This window comes from Rhizorhabdus sp. P4_G6 (assembly GCF_056401045.1).
Window position 1 is genome coordinate 114562 of record NZ_JBFUKC010000010.1, and the last position, 19057, is coordinate 133618.

At 65.1% G+C, this 19057-nt stretch carries 14 protein-coding genes; 6 read left to right on the plus strand and 8 right to left on the minus strand.

Annotated elements, in window-relative coordinates:
- The first annotated feature begins 338 nt into the window (after positions 1 to 338).
- A complete protein-coding gene (locus tag AC1DPF_RS12240; protein WP_477961589.1) occupies positions 339 to 4301 on the plus strand; it encodes an NACHT domain-containing protein in 3963 nt (1320 codons plus the stop codon).
- Between the two features lie 254 nt (positions 4302 to 4555).
- On the opposite strand, the gene AC1DPF_RS12245 is transcribed toward AC1DPF_RS12240, so the two are convergent.
- A complete protein-coding gene (locus tag AC1DPF_RS12245) occupies positions 4556 to 5626 on the minus strand; it encodes a M48 family metallopeptidase (RefSeq protein WP_477961591.1) in 1071 nt (356 codons plus the stop codon).
- Complete coding sequence (locus AC1DPF_RS12250) at positions 5610 to 6671, minus strand: YjgN family protein (protein ID WP_477961593.1); 1062 nt, start codon at positions 6669 to 6671, stop codon at positions 5610 to 5612. The genes AC1DPF_RS12245 and AC1DPF_RS12250 overlap by 17 nt, the downstream gene beginning before the upstream one ends.
- Before the next feature lie 225 nt (positions 6672 to 6896).
- Between AC1DPF_RS12250 and AC1DPF_RS12255 the strand changes: the two genes are divergently transcribed.
- From AC1DPF_RS12255 to infC, 3 genes are all read left to right on the plus strand, one after another.
- A complete protein-coding gene (locus AC1DPF_RS12255; RefSeq protein WP_477867997.1) occupies positions 6897 to 7187 on the plus strand; it encodes a GIY-YIG nuclease family protein in 291 nt (96 codons plus the stop codon).
- A 185-nt stretch (positions 7188 to 7372) separates the two neighbouring features.
- Entirely contained in the window at positions 7373 to 9385 is a 2013-nt protein-coding gene (gene thrS / locus AC1DPF_RS12260; RefSeq protein ID WP_477961595.1) for a threonine--tRNA ligase, read from the plus strand.
- A 401-nt stretch (positions 9386 to 9786) separates the two neighbouring features.
- On the plus strand, positions 9787 to 10326 hold the full coding sequence (infC, locus tag AC1DPF_RS12265) for a translation initiation factor IF-3 (protein ID WP_340317333.1): 540 nt from the start codon (positions 9787 to 9789) through the stop codon (positions 10324 to 10326).
- A gap of 89 nt (positions 10327 to 10415) precedes the next feature.
- Here the strand turns inward: infC and AC1DPF_RS12270 are convergent, their stop codons facing one another.
- Complete coding sequence (locus tag AC1DPF_RS12270; RefSeq protein WP_477961597.1) at positions 10416 to 10880, minus strand: MarR family winged helix-turn-helix transcriptional regulator; 465 nt, start codon at positions 10878 to 10880, stop codon at positions 10416 to 10418.
- A gap of 140 nt (positions 10881 to 11020) precedes the next feature.
- On the opposite strand from AC1DPF_RS12270, the gene AC1DPF_RS12275 reads away from it, so the two are divergent.
- Positions 11021 to 11416: an Ohr family peroxiredoxin gene (locus AC1DPF_RS12275; protein WP_477867990.1), complete on the plus strand. Its 396-nt coding sequence runs from the start codon at positions 11021 to 11023 to the stop codon at positions 11414 to 11416.
- A 116-nt stretch (positions 11417 to 11532) separates the two neighbouring features.
- Here the strand turns inward: AC1DPF_RS12275 and AC1DPF_RS12280 are convergent, their stop codons facing one another.
- The 5 genes from AC1DPF_RS12280 to AC1DPF_RS12300 all read right to left on the minus strand — a co-directional run bounded on the left by AC1DPF_RS12280 (position 11533) and on the right by AC1DPF_RS12300 (position 17632).
- Entirely contained in the window at positions 11533 to 12162 is a 630-nt protein-coding gene (locus AC1DPF_RS12280) for a Pr6Pr family membrane protein (protein ID WP_477961599.1), read from the minus strand.
- Positions 12159 to 12545 (minus strand): VOC family protein, encoded by a 387-nt coding sequence (locus AC1DPF_RS12285; protein ID WP_477961601.1) that lies wholly within the window; start codon positions 12543 to 12545, stop codon positions 12159 to 12161. The genes AC1DPF_RS12280 and AC1DPF_RS12285 overlap by 4 nt, the downstream gene beginning before the upstream one ends.
- Before the next feature lie 47 nt (positions 12546 to 12592).
- Positions 12593 to 15355, minus strand: coding sequence for a [protein-PII] uridylyltransferase (locus AC1DPF_RS12290; RefSeq protein WP_477961603.1), 2763 nt, complete (start codon positions 15353 to 15355; stop codon positions 12593 to 12595).
- Positions 15356 to 15406: 51 nt separating this feature from the next.
- Complete coding sequence (locus tag AC1DPF_RS12295; protein WP_477961605.1) at positions 15407 to 16966, minus strand: hypothetical protein; 1560 nt, start codon at positions 16964 to 16966, stop codon at positions 15407 to 15409.
- A gap of 228 nt (positions 16967 to 17194) precedes the next feature.
- Positions 17195 to 17632, minus strand: a complete 438-nt coding sequence (locus tag AC1DPF_RS12300) for a DUF983 domain-containing protein (protein WP_477961607.1) — start codon at positions 17630 to 17632, stop codon at positions 17195 to 17197.
- An 80-nt stretch (positions 17633 to 17712) separates the two neighbouring features.
- Between AC1DPF_RS12300 and AC1DPF_RS12305 the strand changes: the two genes are divergently transcribed.
- Positions 17713 to 19056, plus strand: coding sequence for an aminotransferase-like domain-containing protein (locus tag AC1DPF_RS12305; RefSeq protein WP_477961609.1), 1344 nt, complete (start codon positions 17713 to 17715; stop codon positions 19054 to 19056).
- Position 19057: the final 1 nt, after the last annotated feature.

Consider the following 19057-nt stretch of genomic DNA (forward strand, 5'->3'; position numbering starts at 1 on the left):
GACTCCTTCTAACCTCCCCAGTCCAACCTGCCTGTTCGGACGAACCTGTCTGCCGCGTGAACGCGGGTCGCCGTGCCGGTGGGTGGGCGGTTGATGCGAGCGAGGCGTGCGGTGAAGCGATGTGATTGCTGTCCGGATCGATCGCGCTGATCGCCGATGGAATGGAGGATAGCGGGGCTTGTGTGGCCACCAGGGGATAGCGGGCGTTGCCGGCACTTCTGGCTTCAGCAAAGGTTGGGGGAACCGGGGTTTGCCGCCAAGCTGCCGAACAAAGGTACGGGTTGGCGACAACTCGGCGGCGTCGTTGCCCATAAGGATTAGATCTGCAAGGAAGAGTTGTGAGCGACTTCCTTCCACGCACGCTTTGGTATCTTACGCGCGACCTCAAGCAGGAGCGGATTGCACAGGGTGAACTGCTGGGCCTTGCCGATTGCCTCATTGTCCTCGGCGAACCGGGCATGGGTAAGACCAGCCTGTTGGAAGATCTCGCATCTGCTCCCGAAGCAGCCAGTTGCACCGCGCGACAGCTGATTAACCGTCACGACCCGCACAGCCTGCTTCGGAGTGCACAGCTTCTCGTCATCGATGCGCTCGACGAACTCGCAGCGGCAGGGGAAGGGGACGCGGTTGATCTCGTGCTTCAGAAACTCGGAGCAGCAGGCTATCCGCGCTTCGTTCTCTCGTGCCGAGTCGCCGATTGGCGCGCCGCGACTGCGGTCGGAGCAATCCGCGAGCAATACGCGGAGCCACCGCTCGAGCTGCATCTGGATCCGCTCAATCACGACCAGCAGCGCGCATTACTCGTAAGCTTGACGAACGACGAGGCGAGGGCGAGTGCGTTGCTCGATCACTTCGACAGGTATCAACTCGATTTCCTCGGCAATCCGCAGACACTGAAACTGATCGCAGCTTTGCCGACGGGCCATGAACTTCCGCGCACGAGTAGCCGCCTCCTAGCACTGGCGACCGAGCAGCTTCGACGAGAACCCAAGCCCGGCAAAATCGAGCTGCCCGCCGGTGTAGCGCTCGATGCGGCAGGCGGGGCATTCGCGGCGCTGCTGCTGACAGGAAGCAGTCGGATTGCTCGCGAGACGGCCATCGCGAACCATGACAACGGTGAACTGCCGTTCGCCGAAGTGAAGTTCGTTGTCGGCGATGCGCTCGATCGCGCGATCCGCACGAGACTGTTTTCTGTCAATGCGCTGGGAGCTACTTACCCTCACCGTCGCATTGGTGAGTATCTAGCTGCACGCTGGCTGTCGCGGCGTGCCGACACGCGCGGCAAGCGCAAGCGCTTGCTAGCGATGCTGCGTTCAGAGGGCCGGGTTCCAGCCAATCTTCGCGGCCTGCATGCATGGCTTGCCCTCGACACCGACCTCGCCCCTGACGTCATCGCGGCCGACCCAATGGGCGTGATCGAATATGGGGACGGCGATGTCTTGAGCCCGACTTATGCAAAGCTGCTCCTCGATGCGCTCGAGCGTCTGTCACGCGACAATCCGCACTTCGCTGGGTGGGGTGAATATCGCGCGTCGGCGCTCGTCGTCACGCCATTGCAGGAAGAGGTGCGGGCTGTCATTGCCGGCCGAGACCGCGAGTTCGGACTGCGCAGGCTGCTGCTCGAACAATTGCGCGGCGAGACCCTGACTCAGGAAATGCGGGACGTGTTGCTCGCGCTGCTGCGCGATCCTGACGAGATTTTCGCGATCCGTGAGCGGGCGGGACAAGTGCTGATCGAGGCTGGCAGTGTCGATTGGCCGAAGGAGCTCGATGCGATCCGCTGTCAGGCAGACCGCATGTCGACTAGGCTTGCGTTCGAGTTGATGGACGACGTCGGCCTCGATGCCTTCAGCGATGTGCAGATCGTCGAAACCGTGCTGGCGTACGACGGGCTCAGCCTTTGCCCGCTGCGGCAGCATGAGCACGACCGGTCCGTTGGGCGTTATTGGAAGCTTGCACGTCAGATCCCGCCCGAGCGGCTCGACCTATTACTCGACCTGTTCACGGATTACGCAAAACAGTTGCTGCCGCGCTATGCGGGAATCGACGAACATCAGTTGCTCGACCTCTACTACGAACTCGTCCTGATGCGATTGGCCCTCAGCGCGCCCGAGCCGCTGCGCCTGTGGAGCTGGCTCGAACATTTCGAAGGACAGCGAAGCTACCACCGCGACCGAGCCGAACAACTCGCCGATTGGTTCAAGGAAAATGAGGAGACCCGCCGCTCGATTCAGCGCATCATAATGTTGGCCGAGCGCGAGCCGAAGGCGTTTCGAATGCGGGCGTTCAACTTGAGTGACGTTTCGCCAGGACTGTCCATTTCTTCCGACGATGCTATTGTGCTTCTCGATGGGCTCAATCCGGATGACCACCGCGACGAGCGATGGCGGGAGGTACTTTGGCTTGTCCCGACATCGGGCGACGAGGGCAAGATAATCCGTGAGGCGGCGAAGCGCTTCGCGGCGCATCGCTCCGACCTGATCGAGTGGATCGAGAGCCTTGCCGAACCTCAAGAACCCAAGTGGAAGCGGAAACAGGATGAGGGCGCTCGTAAACGCCTGGCTGAACGCGCCGTTGCCCATGCCGAACACCGCCGTAATTTCGCCGAAAACCTGGACGCCATGCGGCGCGGCGAGTTCCAGTTTATTATCAACCCAGCGCGGGCTTACCTCCATCAATATGACGACATTGGCGATGATTGCCCCGCGCATGGGCGCATCGCTGGCTGGGTCGGTGGCGACGTGGCGGAGGCTGCGCACACAGGCTTCGAGGCCTTCCTGCATATCACCCCGCCGCGTCCCAGTGCGGCACGAATCGCGGTCAGCCATGCCAAGGGAACGCGCTGGTACGCTACGGACATCATCGTCGCGGCGCTCAGTGAGCGGCTGCGATTACACGATGTTCCGTTCGAAGGGGTCTCGAGTGAACGGCTAATGGCCGGACTGTTCGAAATCTGGCACACACGTATCGATGATCACGCCAAGATCGAAGGGCTCGAAGCGGCGATCGAAGCCGAACTGAGGGAACGGGGCGATTTCGAATGTGCAGTGCGGCTTTACGTGGAGCCACAGCTTAAACGGCGAGCAACGCATGTTGATCATCTTTATGCGCTGATGCGCGGCGACGCCTATCGTGGGGAGCTGACGCTGCGGCTCGCCGAGGACTGGCTTAAGCGTTTTCCTGACTTGCCCGCGGAGCCCGAGAGCGAACTGCTCGACAGGCTACTTGGAGCGGGCCGCGGTGAGGCGCTTGTTCCACTTGTCGCCAACCGCCTCGCTCGCACACTCGACGACGAACGCAGGCGCAACTGGGATGCGGTGCAACTTCTTGTCGACTTCGAGGCGGGCAGGGCGCGTCTAGAGGCGCAGCAGGTCGAACCCGAGCTACTTTGGCATCTGCGCGCGCGCGGTGGAGGCCGGCGACAAGACGATCGTGGATCGGCGATCCTGTCGTCGGAACAGATTGGGTGGATTGTCACGACCTTCCGTCCCCTGTTTCCATCGCGTTCCTATCCATCTGGGCCATCGAGCGGCGACACTAATTCATGGGATGCAACCGAGTATTTGCGCGGCCTAGCCGTTCGACTGGGAAGCGACTTATCCGACGAAGCGGTGATCGCGCTTGAGCGGCTGCGCGGCGGGGCCGAGGACGGCTATACCGAAGCCTTCAAGATCTACGCCGCCGAGCAGCACCAGGCGCGTGCTGAGCGGCATTATGTCCCACCGACGCTTGCGGAGATTAAGGCGGTGGTCGACGCGGGGCCGCCGACAACTGCAAGCGACCTTCAGGCGGTTCTGCTCGAAGCGTTCGACGAGGTGCAAGCGCGCCTGAAAGGCGATCGGCTGGACTGGTATAGCAATTTCTTCCGCGAGGACGGAAGGCACAAGGACGAGGAGCCATGTCGCGATTCCCTGCTCCAGATGCTGGATGGCAACCTGCCCGGCATCGCGCTGCGGCCTGAAGACCATGGAGCGGATGACAAGCGTGTCGACATCGTCGCCGAGATCGCGCCGAACGTTATTGTGCCCGTCGAAGTCAAAGGACAGTGGCACCGCGAACTGTGGACCGCCGCGGACACGCAACTTGAGCATCTCTACGTCAACGACTGGCGCGCCGATCGCGGTATTTACCTCGTGCTATGGTTTGGTAAGGGCGCAATGCTGCAATCGCCTCCAAAAGGGGTAGCGAAGCCCAGTACACCTGGAGAGCTGAAAGCGGCGCTAGAAGCCACAAGCAAGGCGGCGGAGAAGGGCCGGGTTGTCATCGTTGTCGTTGATCTGACACGACCGGAGCCACTGTGACTTATCCGAAGTTCAGTTTATCCAGGTACATGATATGCTTGGTCGAGATCTTTAGAGTGGTAATCATCGGGAACTATTACTCTTCTTGACGTTTTGCATGTTGGCTACTCCCTTCCGTTTCCTCGCCCTCAAGATGTCAGCCGAGCGGATGATTGCAAGACAAGAAATCAGACCAGAATTTCGCGAAAGCGACAGAATTGCGAAGGACTTCGCCTAGAGCGACATTAATTCGCTTGCCTCACTCCCACACGCGCTCAGAAACGGAAGAAGCTCTTGCTCGCAGGCGCGGCCTTTGCCTTGTCGCACATTGCGCGGACGGACTGCCAGGCGGCCGGCGGCAGGGCGGGCGATGGATGGCGCAGGGTGCGCGCGGCCGCGGCGAAACGGCGCCGGCGTTCGGCCGAGGGCGGGTGGCTGGCCAGATAGGCGAAGATGCCGGGATCGGCGCTCTCGTCACGGCCGAGGCGGGCGAACAGCGCGGCGGTGGCCATCGGGCTGATCCCGGCCGCGCGGAGATGCTCGATCGAATAGTCGTCGGCCTCCGCCTCGGCGGCGCGGCTGTAGCGCGAATCGAGCAGCGCCTGGCCATATTGGGCGCTGTTGCCGCCCGAGCCCAGCAGCAGGCCGATGCCGAAGCGGCGCATCATCGCGACGAGCACATGGCGATGATCGACATGGCCGATCTCATGCGCCAGCACGCCGGCGACTTCGTCGGGCGAGCGCGCCTCGGCGATCAGCCGATCGAAGATGAGGATCCGCCCGCCCGGCAGCGCGACGGCGTTGACCACCGGAATATCGAGCACCGTCACGCGGATCGGGCGGCTCGCCGGCGACAGCCGCCGGGCGAGGCCGTCGAGCGCCTTTTGCCCCGCCGCCGCATGGCAGGCATGGGCCTCGAAGTCGCCGCTGATGCTGTCGCCCAGCCGCTGTTCCCAGGCGAAGGGGATCGCGCGCGCCAGCAGATCGAGGCCGGAGATGACGCCGAGCAGGATCAGTGCCGACAGCGCGGCGCCGGCGATGGCGGCCCGCCACAGGCCGAGGCGGTCGATCAGCCGGCCATAGCGGATCGGCCCGGGCAGCCGCGCCAGCCATTCCGCCGGAGGATCCTGCTCGAAACCGAGCCTCCACCCGGGGATATCGGAACGGCCGAAGTGGAGGAGCGGGCCATCGAGGCGCAGCAGCAGGCCGAGCGCGACGGCGGGACATCCATCGATGGCGAGGCTGTCGCCCGCCAGCGCCACGGAAACGGCGTGGCGGACGGCCGATCGGCCATCGTAGAGCCACGCCGCCGCGCGCATCGCTGGCGGGTCAGAAGGCTCCGACATCGAGTGCGTCCAGCAGCCCCTCGCCCTGCTTCGGCATCGCCGTGGTCGACTGCGTCAGATCGGCCAGGGTCACTTCCCCGGTCGCTTCGAGATGGCGGATGAAGAAGGCCCAGTTGCGATAGCCGAGGAAGACCAGCGCGATCCCGAAGGTGACGATGACGAGCGCGATGGTGGCGAAGATGAACCTGAACCAGTCGACCGAGCGCGCGGTGAAGGCGAAGCCGATCCTGTCGAGCGTGAGCGCGCCGATCGCCTCGCGCAGATAGGCGGCATAATAGAGGATCGCGATGATCCCCATCGCGAAATAGGCGGCGATCACGCCGAGGAAGATCGTCACAAACATGGCGGGATCGGGCGCGGCGGCTCTGGAGGCCGAGCCGGCGACGGCGGCGATGCCGCCGACGCAGCCGACGATCGGCAGGAGATAGAAGAGCAGGAAGCGGCCGATGATCGGGCGCCAGCTGGCGTTCGCGGCGAAGCTGTTGCTGCCGAAGCTCAGGCGATTCCACCGTTCGTTCCACAGGCTCGTCATCGACCAGGGCATGAGCACGCCCAGGATGAAGACGCCGAGCGCCGTCCTCCACAGCGCGGTGAGCGCATAGCCCCAGCCCTGATCGTCGCTGCCGCCGCGGATGCCATGCCACAGGGTACGGCTGAGCCGATAGCGCAGGGTGCGATAGCGGGCGAGGCCGTAGAGATAGACGAGCGCGACATAGGCCGCCGTGCTGAGCGCCACGGCGCTGCCGAACTGGCCGCGCATCACCAGGCCCTGCACCACGAACTGCAGCACGGCGACCGGCACGAACAGGAGCAGCGCCACCAGCAGGAAGCCGATGAACAGCTCCTTGCCGGTGCCGGTCCACTCGAGCGGATCGCCGATGAAATCGGTGCGGCTCCACAGATAGCGGCGCTCGCGGGTCTTGGCCCAGAAGCGGTAGAAGCCCAGCGTGACGATGATCAGCAGCAGGTTGATGAAGGCGATCGGCGCGAACTCGCGCCAACTGCCATGGAACTGGAATGCGCTGCCCGCCTGCTCGTCCGCCATCGCTTTTCTCCCCGTGCCCGATGGAAAGGGACTATGTGCAGTCGGGGGCGTCAAGCATATTCGGGTCCGAAATGATGTGATCGTGACGCGGGCCCATGGGTTCGGGCGCTCCAACGTTGAAGGGAGATCCCAGCTTTCGCTGGGATGACGCGATGGGGACGAGACACCCTCCACGTCATTCCAGCGGAAGCTGGAATCTCTCTTTTCTTCCGTTAGGCTCGGATCATGCGGGGCGGCTGGACCTACATCATGACCAATCGGGCGCGCGGTGTGCTCTATGTCGGCGTGACGGCGGACCTCGCGGCGCGGATCTGGCGGCATCGCAGCGGCCAGGGGTCCGACTTCTGCAAGCGGTACAAGCTGACGAGGCTTGTCCTGGTCGAACCGCATGGCTCGATCGAGGACGCCATTGCTCGCGAAAAGATGCTCAAGGCGTGGAAGCGCGCCTGGAAGATCGAACTCGTCGAAGCCTCCAATCCTCGGTGGCTCGACCTGTTCGAGGTGGTTCAAGGTTGAAGGGAGATCCCAGCTTCCGCTGGGATGACGTGGGGCGGGGCGGAGATACCCTCTCCACGTCATTCCAGCGGAAGCTGGAATCTCCTTTACTCCTCGAGCCTGGAGGGGGAGCGAGGCGGGCTTGCCCCTTGCCCTACATCGCGGGCATAAGCCGCGCTCTTCAAGCCAAGGAATCCATCTCTCCCATGTCCGATCTGCTTCACATCACGCTTCCCGACGGCTCGGTGCGCGAAGTGGCGGCGGGCACTACGCCCGGGGAGATCGCCGCGGCGATCGGGCCGGGGCTGGCCAAGGCGGCGATCGCGGCGCGGGTGGATGGCGAGCTGCGCGATCTCGACCGGCCGCTGGAGGCCGATGCCGCCCTCGCGCTGGTGACGGCGCGCGACGAGGCCGACGCGCTGGAGCTGGCGCGGCACGATTATGCGCATGTGCTGGCCGAGGCGGTGCAGGGCCTGTTCCCCGGCACGCAGATCACCTTCGGCCCGTCGACCGACGACGGCTTCTATTATGATTTCGCGCCGCCCAAGATCGATGGGCGCGATCGGCCCTTTACCGAAGAGGACCTGCCCGCCATCGAGGCGGAGATGCGCCGCATCATCGCCGCGAACAAGCCGCTCAGGCGCGAGGTGTGGTCGCGCGAGGACCTGATCGCGCGCTGGAAGCAGCAGGGCGAAAGCTTCAAGGCGGAATGGGCGGCGGAACTGCCCGGCGATGAGCCGCTGACGGTCTACTGGTCGGGTGGCGACTGGCTCGACATGTGCCGCGGGCCGCATCTGCCCTCGACCGGCAAGCTCGACCCGCAGGCGTTCAAGCTGACCCGCGTATCGGGCGCCTATTGGCGCGGCGACCAGAAGAATGCGATGCTGAGCCGCATCTACGGCACCGGCTGGCTCAACAAGAAACAGCTCGACGCGCATCTGACGCGGCTGGAGGAGGCCGCCAAGCGCGACCATCGCCGCATCGGCCAGGACATGGACCTGTTCCATCTCCAGTCGGAGGCGCAGGGATCGGTGTTCTGGCATCCCAAGGGCTTCCGCCTGTGGCGCGAGCTGGAGGCCTATATGCGCCGGCGGCTCGACGCGGCCGGCTATGAAGAGGTGAAGACGCCGCAGCTGATGGACGCGCGCCAGTGGGAGCAGTCCGGCCATTGGGGCAAATATCGCGAGAATATGTTCGTCGTCCCCGACGAGATCCCCAATGCGGAAGAGGAGGGCCCGGTGCTGTCGGGCGAGGGCGACCTGATGGCGCTCAAGCCGATGAACTGCCCCGCGCACATCCTGATCTTCAAGCAGGGGATCAAGAGCTATCGCGACCTGCCGATCCGCATGGCCGAGTTCGGCTGCTGCCATCGCAACGAGCCGCACGGCGCGCTGCACGGCATCATGCGGGTGCGCCAGTTCACCCAGGACGACGCGCACATCTTCGTCCGCGACGACCAGCTGATCCCCGAGATCAAGGATTTCTGCGACCTGCTCGACGCGGTCTATCGCGATCTCGGCTTCGAAAGCTATGCGATCAAGCTGGCGCTGCGCCCGGAGGCGCGCTTCGGGTCGGACGCGATGTGGGACAAGGCCGAGCAGACGCTGCGCGACGCGGTCGCCGCCGCGGGCCGCGCAACCGAGGCGTTCGGCTGGGAGGAGCTGCCCGGCGAGGGCGCCTTCTATGCGCCGAAGCTCGAATTCCACCTGACCGACGCGATCGGCCGCACCTGGCAGGTCGGCACGATCCAGGCCGATACGGTGCTGCCCGACCGGCTCGACGCCTCCTATATCGGCGAGGATGGCGAGCGTCATCGGCCGGTGATGCTCCATCGCGCGATCCTGGGCACGTTCGAGCGGTTCATCGGCATATTGATCGAGCATCATGCCGGGCGCTTCCCGCTGTGGCTGGCGCCGGTGCAGGCGGTGGTCGCGACGATCGTGTCGGACGCCGACGACTATGCCCGCGCGGTCGAGGCCAAGCTGACGGCGGCGGGGCTGCGCGCCGAGAGCGACCTGCGCAACGAGAAGATCAACTACAAGGTGCGCGAGCATTCGGTCGCCAAGGTCCCGGCGCTGCTGGTGGTCGGCAAGCGCGAGGCCGAGGAGGGCACGGTCGCGATCCGGCGGCTGGGCGACCAGGCGCAGACCGTGCTGCCGCTCGACGAGGCGATCGCCGCGCTGAGGGCGGAGGCGACCCCGCCGGATTTGCGGGGCTGAGGCGGGTACTTTTTCTTTCCGTTCGGTCTGGAATCTGTCGTTAGAGCTGAACAAGACTACCGCTCATCCTGAGTAGCCATTAAGCGAAGTCGAAATGGCGTATCGAAGGATCGTCCTTCGATACGGGGCCCTTCGACTGCCTGCCAAGGCAGGCGCTCAGGACAGACTTCGCCAAGCTCAGCCCATACCCGGATGAGCGGGATCAATTTGAATGGAAATGTGCTCCTCGCTTACGCTTGGAAGAGCATCTCGACTCCGCTCGATGCGAACGGGGTAGGGATAGCTAGCGCCCTGCGACGAAGCCGCGCGTAAAAGGCTGCTAGCCATCTTCCAAAACCCAGCGCGAATGCCTATATCGCGCCCCTGAGTCCACGACAGGAGATTTCGCTATACGTCCGCCGATGATGCGCCGCCCCTTGGGGCAGCAGCCGATGCCGCTTAACGGCCCGCGCTACAATGAGTTCATCCAGTCGCCCAAGGTCCGGGTGATCGATGAGGCTGGCGAGAATCTGGGCGTGATGTACACGCGAGAGGCGATGGAGCAGGCCCAGGAGGTCGGGCTCGATCTGGTCGAGGTTTCCCCCAACGCCGATCCGCCGGTGGCGAAGTTCCTCGATGTCGGCAAGTTCAAATACGAGGCCCAGAAAAAGGCCAATCTCGCCCGGAAGTCGCAGAAGACGCAGGAGATCAAGGAGATCAAGATGCGTCCGAACATCGACGACCATGACTATGACACGAAGATGAAGAAGATCCACGAGTTCATCGACGAGGGCGACAAGGTGAAGGTCACCCTGCGCTTCCGCGGTCGCGAACTCGCGCACGGCCAGCTCGGCATGCAGGTGCTCCAGCGCGTCCAGGCGGACATGATCGAGACCGCCAAGGTCGAGCAGTTCCCGCGCATGGAAGGCCGCCAGATGCTGATGGTGCTTGCGCCGAAATAAGCAGACTTGGGATTCGGCCGGCGCGTTTTGACGTGCCCGGTCTTTTCCTGCGGTCTTTTCCTGCGGTCTTTTTGCGGCGATCTGCCTGATCAGGCGGCCGGCCTGGCCTTGCCTGCGCGCAGCAGATTGTCGCGCAGCGTCACGACCGCCTTCTGCATGGTCGCGAAATCGTCGCCGAGCCCGGTGGCGTCGAACAGCGCAGCCCCCGGATCGCGATCGACCAGCGCCCTTCCCGCGCCGGTCAGGCTCAGCCGCACCTGACGCTCGTCCGCCGCGTCGCGGCGGCGGACCACATAACCCAGCGACTCGAGCTTCTTGAGGATCGGAGTCAGCGTGTTCGACTCGAGGAACAGTTTCTCGCCGAGCGCGCTCACCGTCTGCTCGTCGCCCTCGGCAAGCGCGACCAGCGCGATATATTGGGTGTAGGTGAGCCCAAGCTCGTCGAGAATCGGCTTATAGGCACGGCCGAAGGCCAGGTTGGCGGAATAGACCGCGAAGCAGATGAAGTCGGATAGCTTCCGGCGTTCGCCGTCGGGCGGGGTGGGTGCGGGCATTGTCGATCTCCGTCGCTTGGTAGGCCCTATATAGATCGTGTACGATTAAATCGGAAGGGGTTGACTCTCGCGCCGATTCGCCTCTATTTACATCGCATCCGATCTAAGCGGATACGCTCTAAATAGAAGGAACCCCGATCATGACAGCCAAGACTCTTTTCACCGGCAAGACCTACAACAGCAGCGGCCCCGATGGCGCAGCGCGCAGCAGCGACGGCCTGTTCGATCTCAAGCTTCCGCAACCGCATCCCGCCGCCGAGAACCTGTTCGGTGCCGCCTGGTCGGCCTGCTATCTCGGGGCGATCGAGGTCGCCGCCGCGCAGAAGAAGGTGAAGCTCCCGGTCCATCCGTCGGTCGAAACCGAGATCGACCTCAACCTCGGCCAGAGTGGCTATTTCCTCGCCGCACGGCTCAGCGTCAGCATCCCTCAGATCGAGCGCGACGTCGCCGAGGCGCTGATCCGGCTCGCGCATGAGATCTGCCCCTATTCGAAGGCCGTGCACGGCAATATCGCCGTCGAGACCGTCCTGATCTGAAGGCAAGCGCGATCGAACGGACAAGAGAGATTCCAGCTTCCGCTTGAATGACGTGGAGAGGGTGCCTCAGCGCCCATCAGCGTCGTCCAGCGAAAGCCGGGATCTCCTTGCCTTGCCTAACGCAGAAATCGGATGCGGCATCCGAGCTGGTAATCCATCCACCGCAACGCATATCCCAGCGCCAGGAACACCAGCGCGATCATCGCCATGTTGGCGAGCACCGCCGGATAGCCGAAGCGCGCGACGTTCATGAACGGATAGGGATACCAGCCCGTCGCCGCGCCATGGACCAGCGTCCATCCGGCAAAGCCTAGCGGGAAGAGCAGCCAGCGCAGCGGCGCCATCGCGTCGATCCGGCCATGCTTGCCGAACGCCAGCCAGCACATTGCCCAGCCGGCCGGGACGATCTGGTGGACCAGCAGGTTGCCCCACCAGCCGAGCGCGCCCGGCAGCACCATGTGCCGCAGCAGGACGTGGAAGATCAGCGCGACCACGAGGATGTGGAGCGTCACCGCGGCACGGGTCTCCGGACGGATCGCCCAGCGCTGCAGCCGCCCGCCCGGCAGCGCGAAACCGATCGCCGCGACCGCGACCAGCGCGTTGGTCAGGATCGTGAAGAAGCTGAGGAAGCGCAACGACCGCAGGGCGATCTCGCCCGGATGGCCCAGCACGATCGCATAGTGGCAGGCGAGCCCGGCCATCGCCGACAGGGCGACGCCGAGATGCGCGGCACGGCTGGCGGTCATGGCGACGCCGGCGGTTCCCACAATTCGATGGCATTGCCTTCGGGATCGTGGATCCGCGCGAAGCGGCCGGTCTCGGGCGCATCCCATTCGGCGCGGGTCTCGACGGCGATGCCCGCAGCGCTCAGCGACCCGATCAGCTCTGCGATCCCGGAAACCCTCAGGTTGATCATGAACTGCTTGTCGGCGGCGAAATAGTCGGTGGTCTCCTTGAACGGCGCGAACACCACCGGACCGCCCTGGACCTGCCAGTACCATTCGGACGACTCGCCTTCGCCGGTCGCGTTGCAGCCGGCGCCGACGCCGAGATGATCGCGATACCAGGCGTTCAGCGCGTCGGGATCCCGCGCGCGGAAGAAGATGCCGCCGATGCCGAGCACGCCCATCTCGCCCTCCCTTTTCCGGCAAGGCACACGCCTCGCATCTATATCGGCTAAGCCGCCTTCCGCACCGGCGTCCCGGCCGCCGCGTCGACCACCAGCCGCTCCAGCGTCTTAAGCCGCGCGGTGCTGGTGATCTTGTCGCCTGTCAGGTCGGCCACGTAGAACACATCGACCGCGCGCTCGCCATAGGTGGCGATATGGGCGGAATGGATCATCACCTTTGCCTGGAACAGCGCATGGGCCAGCGCATAGAGCAGCGCCGGCCGGTCGCGGGCGTTGACCTCGATCACGGTGTAGCGGTTCGACGCGCGGTTATCGATCAGTGCCGCGGGCTCGATCGTGAAGGCGTCGGCGCGCGGCCGGGCATGCGGCTTGGCGAGCAGCCGGTCGGCCATGCGATTGCGGTTGTGGAGCGCATCCTCGATGGCGATGCCGAGCCGCTTCATCCGGTCCTGCTCGTCGAACGGCTGTCCGAACGGATCCTGGACGAGCAGATTGTCGATCGCCATGCCGTCGCGGGTGGTGTGGATGCGCGCATCGATCACATTGGCGCCGGCGAGATGGATCGCGCCGGCGATCCGGTAGAACAGGCCGGGATGATCGCCCGCATAGATGCTGACCAAGGTCGCGCCGCGGTCCGGATCGGGCGCGGCGACGATCGACAGGGGCTTGGCGGCGCCGTCGGCGGCCTCGATCAGCCGGGCGTTGCCCTCGAGGATGTCGACGCTCTCAGCCACCCAATAGGCCTCGGGGAAGCGGGTGACATAGGCGGCGAAGCGCTCGTCGCTCCAGCCGAGCCGGTCGCGCAGCTGGGCGTGCTTGGCCGAGATCCGCTCGCGCCGGCCGGTCTGCTTGTGGCCGAGCCGCAGCACTTCCTCGGCCGCGCCATAGAGGTCGCCGAGCAGCTGGCGCTTCCAGCTGTTCCACACCGCCGGGCCGACCGCGCGGATATCGACGATCGTCAGGCAGAACAACAGGCGCAGCCGTTCCGGACTCTGCACCGTCTCGGCGAAATCGAGGGTCGTCTTGAAGTCGCTGAGGTCGCGCTTGAACGCCGTGTCCGACATGACGAGATGATGGCGCACCAGCCAGGCCACGGTTTCGGTCTCCGCCGCGCTCAGCCCGAAGCGGGGGCACAGCTTCTCGGCGACGTCCGCCCCCAGCACGCTGTGATCGCCGCCGCGCCCCTTGGCGATGTCATGGAGCAGCACCGCCGCATAAAGCACGCGGCGCGAGACGATGTTGGGGATGATCCCCGATGCCAGCGGGTGGTCTTCCTTGAGCTCGCCCTTCTCGATCTGCGAGAGCAGGCCGATCGCCCGGATCGAATGCTCGTCGACCGTATAATGATGGTACATGTCGAACTGCATCTGCGCGACGACACGGCCGAAATCAGGCACGAAGCGGCCGAACACGCCGGCCTCGTTCATCCAGCGCAGCACCTTTTCGGGGCTATGGTGCGAGGTCAGCACGTCCATGAAATAGGCGTTGGCGCGAGGATCGCGGCGGACGGCATTGTCGATCAGCCGGGCATCGCGCCCCGCCGCGCGCATCGCCAGCGGATGGATGTCGAGGCCGTGGCGATCGGCGATGACGAACATCTGCAGCAGCCGCACCGGATCCTGCGCGAAAAAGTCGTCGCTCGGGATGGCCAGCCGCCCGCGATCGAGCGAGAAGCCGTCGAGCTTGGTCGGCTTGCGGCGCAGCGACGGCAGGCCGAAACGGCGTCCCCGGCTCGCAAAGCTGTCGTCGATATGGGCAAGGAAGATCGCGGTCAGGTCGCCGACCCGCTTCGCGGTCAGGAAATAATGCTGCATGAAGCGCTCGACCGCGGATTTGCCCGGCCGCTCGGCATAGCGCATCCGGCGGGCGATCTCGGGCTGGACGTCGAAGGTCAGCCGCTCTTCGGGACGCCCGGCGACGATGTGGAGGTGGCAACGCACCGCCCACAGGAAATTCTCGGCCTTCTGGAACTGGCGGAGCTCGGCGCGGGTCAGCAGGCCCTTGTCGACCAGCTCCGGCACCGAGCGCACCTGATAGACATATTTGCCGATCCAGAACAGCGTATGAAGATCGCGCAGCCCGCCCTTGCCTTCCTTCAGATTGGGCTCGACGACATAGCGGCTGTCACCCATCCGGCGATGGCGCTCGTTGCGCTCGGCAAGCTTGTCGGTGACGAAGCCCTTCGCCGTGCCGTTGACGATCTCGCGCGCGAACAGGCCCGCCGCCTCGTCGTACAGCGCCTCGTCGCCCCACACGAACCGTCCTTCCAGCAAGGCGGTGCGAATAGTCAGGTCGCTCTTCGCCATGCGCAGCATTTCGTCGAGCGAGCGGCTGGAGTGGCCGACCTTCAGGCCGAGATCCCACATCGAATAGAGCATCGATTCGATGACCTGCTCGGACCAGCTGGTCTGCTTCCACGGGGTGAGGAAGGCGAGGTCGACATCCGAATGGAGCGCCATCTCGCCGCGACCATAGCCACCGACCGCCATCAGGCTCAGCCGTTCGGCGGCCGACGGATTGTTGATCGGATATAGCCGCTCGACGGTGAAGTCGTAGATCAGCCGCAGGATCTGGTCGGTCAGGAAGGCATAGGCTGCTGCGGTTTCGGAGCCGCGCGTCGGTGCGGCCTCCAGCCGCCGGGCAATCTCCGCGCGGCCCTCATCGAGCGCCGCCTTGAGAATCGCCGTGCCATCGCCCCGCAAGGCGGCGCTATCGTTGCTGCCGGGCAGCAACGCCGCCAGCGCATCGCCGATCGCCCGTCGATCTATGATCGCGCGGCGGTTTGGCAGCAGTTCGAACTTGGTGACCATGCTGCGGACATAAGGATGATTCGGGTAAAGAGCTAGGTCGGCGACGGTGCACTACTGCTTTACCGGACGAGGGAAATAGGACTGGAGGTCGGCGATCACCTTGTTCGCGTCATAAAGCAGCGCAGCCGGCAGTTCCGGCGCCGCCGCATCTCCAAAACGAAAGAAATGGCCATATAGATATTTGCGGAAGGGCATTGAGACGAAGCCGGCCTTCCCGAGCTTCTGCGCGGTGCGCGCATTGTCCAACAACAGGGCATAGCCGCTCGCCGGGCCTCCGCCGTTACGGATGCTCGAGACCATCTGAGCTTTCCACTCGGCATTGGGTTTGGCAGTCAGATATTTGGACTCCTTAGCGCGCCAAACATTCGAGGCGAAGGGGGTGAAGTCGCTCTCATGGATCGCCGGGCGGATCGCAAAGTAGCGGCTCTTTCCGTCATCCGCGTTCTGTAACGCGGCAACCAGCGTGTCGCGCTGCTCTTTGCGATAGCTGGCAGGATCCTTGGCCAGCGATCCGACCATTTCGTCACCGCCAAGCCCGGCACGCAGCGCCGATGCGAGCCTACCCACCATGATGGGCGAGATTACCGTCCACCGGCCACGACCGGCGAACAGCAGGCGAGCCTGCCTAAGGTCGCCGTCCTGGACAAGTTTCCAAATGCCGTAAAAGTCCTCATATTCAGCGATAGCGCCGGCCCCCTTGCCGTCACCCTTGGCCGCTAGCGCCGCAGCTTGCCTACGCGCTTCAACCATGCGGCTTTCGGCACCCGCCGCGGCATCACCGGCAAAGGCATGGTCAAGCGCCGCCGCTGCCGCCAGAGCCGGGTAGGAATCCTTCGTCATCGTCAGCATCAGAGCGTGGATGGTCTCGACATCGCTAGCGGCGCCCGCAAAGTCGCCCGCGCGGCGACGGCTCTCGGACCGCATGATCAGCGCCTCCGGTCGGGCGTGCACGATCGCTTGCCACGCCGCCTGCTCTCGCGGACCATATCGGTCAGTCAGGGCGAGCAGCGGAGTCGCACGGACAAGATTGACGATGTCATAGGGCGCCGCTTCAACCATAGTTAGCGCACAGTCAGCGGCCGCCTCGGGATCGCCTTTCCCCACCAGCGCTAATGCCTCGATATCAAGAGCGGAGAGGCCCAGCCCGATCTTATAGGTCCGGGTTGCCACCAGCGTCGGCGCATAAGTCGCGGGCAGCCGCGTATCGGCGATTGCCCCGCCGTAATCGCCTATTTCTATCCGGTGGATTGCCCGCGCGAAGATCAGCTCGATTCTGCGTTCGACATTGCCCTCAGCGGTGGGGGGCTGATCGATCAGTTGTGTGCACGCATCGATGCCAGCCTTGCCGGTCAACCGTTTGCTGGCATCAGCAGTTTCGGGCGGTGGCGCTAACAGCCCCACCACCGCAATCAGCGAAATGACGCGCAACGCCGTTTCACCCTGACTCATATTGTTCGGATTACCGTCGCAGCGAACATAGAGCGAAGGCTCCTTGCCGTTCGCCACTGGCGCCGGTGTCGCAGGATCGGGCAGTTGCGGCGCTTGGGCCGCCACTGACGAACTTGCGAGAAACATGCTGGCCAACAGGCCATTAAAGAGCTGAGCCTTCATTGAAATGGATCCCCCGATGCCGATCGAGCCTACGCAGACGGCCGGTTATACTCAACCGAACATCGTGACCGATGTGGAGGGATTTCCCCGGATCCCACGGCCAACGCCGCGCCGCACCGCTTGTCCCGCAGCAGCAGGATCACCTGCGCGCTCAGCATTCCTCGCCGGCCAGGCGGCGTGCGAGCGCCGGGCGGCGGTGCGCAGGTCAGCGACGGCGCCCCGCCGTATTCACGGCCGGCGCCTCGGCATCACCGTGGGGCCGTCGGCGCCATAGGGATACCAGGGCCGGCTGATCTGCCCCTCCCCGGCCTTGAAGAAATATTGGCTGCAGACCAGCCAGCCCTTGAGCGGCCGCAGCGGCGCTATGCAGGTGACGAGCAGCAGCGGCACCGATGTAGCGAGCTGGACCCACAGCGGCGGGCTCGCCCAGATCTCCAGCATCAGCGCGAACACCACCGCCGGGATGCAGCCGAAGCAGATCACGAAGAAGGCCGGGCCATCGGCGGGATCGGCGAAGTCGTAGCTCAGCCCGCACGCGTCGCAGCCCTTGGCCAGGGCGAGGAACCCCTCGAACAGGCGTCCCTGGCCGCAGCGTGGGCAGCGGCCGCGCAGGCCGGTGCGAATCGGCTCCAGCCTTGGCCATTGCTTTTCGATCAGTTGGGGCATGACGCGACTCCTATCGGCCTTGGCCCTTCAGCTAGGACATTGTATGGGCAACACAACCATACATAACGGCGGTGCCCTCCATGCAAAGCTGGCTCGAACGGCTGCCCGAGACCGGCGGCCCCAAATATCTCGCCATCGCCGATGCCATCGAGCAGGCGATACGGAGCGGCGGCCTGCGGCCCGGCGAGCGCCTGCCGCCGCAGCGCGCATTGGCCGGGTCGCTCGGGGTCGACCTCACCACCATCACCCGCGCCTATGGAATCGCCCGCGATGCCGGGCTGATCGAAGGGGCCGGCCGGCTGGGCAGCTATGTCCGCAACAGCACCGCCCTGCCGCTCGCCGACCTGACCGGCGACAACGGCATGATCATGCCGCCGCAGCCGGGATCGGCGCTGCTGCCGACGGCGATGCGCGACGGGCTGGTCAAGCTGTTGCGCGCCGGCGGCCAATCGCCGCTGCTGCAATATCAGCCAAGCGGCGGCGCGATCCGCGACCGGCAGGAGGCGGCGCGCGCGTTGACCGGGCGCGGCATGGCAACGACGGAGGATATGGCGATCGTCACCGCCGGCGGGCAGAATGCGCTCCATGCGATCCTCGGCACGGTGCTGGCGCCCGGCGATATCGTCTGCGCCGGCCAGGCGACCTATCCCGGCATGCTCGCGCTGGCCCGGCGGTTCGGGCTGGCCGTGCAGGCGCTGGGCGGCGACGCGGAAGGCGTCGATCCCGACGCGGTCGAGCAGGCCGCGCGGCAGGGCGCCAGGGCGCTGTACGTCGTTCCGACCAATGACAATCCCACCACGGCCACGCTCGGCCTGGAGCGGCGCGGCGCGATCGCCGCGGCGGCGCGCCGCCACGGGCTGCTGCTGATCGAGGACGATGCCTATGGATTGTTGCCGGCCGCGCCGCTGCCACCGCTGGCCAGCCTCGCGCCCGAGCTGAGCTGGCATATCGCCAGCGTATCGAAAATCATATCGCCGGTGCTGCGGGTCGCGCATGTCCGCGCGCCCTCGGTCGAGGCTGCGCGGCGCTTGATCGCCGACATCCATGAGACGGCGATCATGCCGCCCCCGCTCAATGCGGCGCTGATCACGTTATGGCTGCGCGACGGCCTGTTCGCCGAACTGATCGGCAAGGTGCGCGACGAGGGCGTCGCGCGACAGCGTATCGCAGCGCCGTGGCTCTCCGGCCTCGACTATGCCGCCCATCCCGAGGGCTATCATATCTGGCTGCGGCTGCCGGCCGGGATCGACCCCGCCGGCCTCGCCGCGCGAATCCGCTCCGAGGGCCTGTCGATCGTCCCGGGTTCCGCCTTCGCGGTGGACCCGGCCGCGGCCGGGCCGGCGGTCCGCATCTCGATCGGCGGCGCGCTCGATCACCTGCGCCTCGGTCGCGCGTTCGAACGGCTACGCGCCGCCGTGGGGTAGA

What these genes read in the sequence shown, in the direction of transcription:
- AC1DPF_RS12250 (WP_477961593.1), bottom strand. Translation starts at nt 6,671, where the DNA reads ATGGCGGACGAGCAGGCGGGCAGCGCATTCCAGTTCCATGGCAGTTGG.
- AC1DPF_RS12285 (WP_477961601.1), bottom strand. Translation starts at nt 12,545, where the DNA reads ATGGGCGTGCTCGGCATCGGCGGCATCTTCTTCCGCGCGCGGGATCCC.
- thrS (WP_477961595.1), top strand. Translation starts at nt 7,373, where the DNA reads ATGTCCGATCTGCTTCACATCACGCTTCCCGACGGCTCGGTGCGCGAA.
- AC1DPF_RS12300 (WP_477961607.1), bottom strand. Translation starts at nt 17,632, where the DNA reads ATGCCCCAACTGATCGAAAAGCAATGGCCAAGGCTGGAGCCGATTCGC.
- AC1DPF_RS12255 (WP_477867997.1), top strand. Translation starts at nt 6,897, where the DNA reads ATGCGGGGCGGCTGGACCTACATCATGACCAATCGGGCGCGCGGTGTG.
- infC (WP_340317333.1), top strand. Translation starts at nt 9,787, where the DNA reads ATGATGCGCCGCCCCTTGGGGCAGCAGCCGATGCCGCTTAACGGCCCG.
- AC1DPF_RS12275 (WP_477867990.1), top strand. Translation starts at nt 11,021, where the DNA reads ATGACAGCCAAGACTCTTTTCACCGGCAAGACCTACAACAGCAGCGGC.
- AC1DPF_RS12290 (WP_477961603.1), bottom strand. Translation starts at nt 15,355, where the DNA reads ATGGTCACCAAGTTCGAACTGCTGCCAAACCGCCGCGCGATCATAGAT.
- AC1DPF_RS12305 (WP_477961609.1), top strand. Translation starts at nt 17,713, where the DNA reads ATGCAAAGCTGGCTCGAACGGCTGCCCGAGACCGGCGGCCCCAAATAT.
- AC1DPF_RS12245 (WP_477961591.1), bottom strand. Translation starts at nt 5,626, where the DNA reads ATGTCGGAGCCTTCTGACCCGCCAGCGATGCGCGCGGCGGCGTGGCTC.
- AC1DPF_RS12280 (WP_477961599.1), bottom strand. Translation starts at nt 12,162, where the DNA reads ATGACCGCCAGCCGTGCCGCGCATCTCGGCGTCGCCCTGTCGGCGATG.
- AC1DPF_RS12295 (WP_477961605.1), bottom strand. Translation starts at nt 16,966, where the DNA reads ATGAAGGCTCAGCTCTTTAATGGCCTGTTGGCCAGCATGTTTCTCGCA.
- AC1DPF_RS12270 (WP_477961597.1), bottom strand. Translation starts at nt 10,880, where the DNA reads ATGCCCGCACCCACCCCGCCCGACGGCGAACGCCGGAAGCTATCCGAC.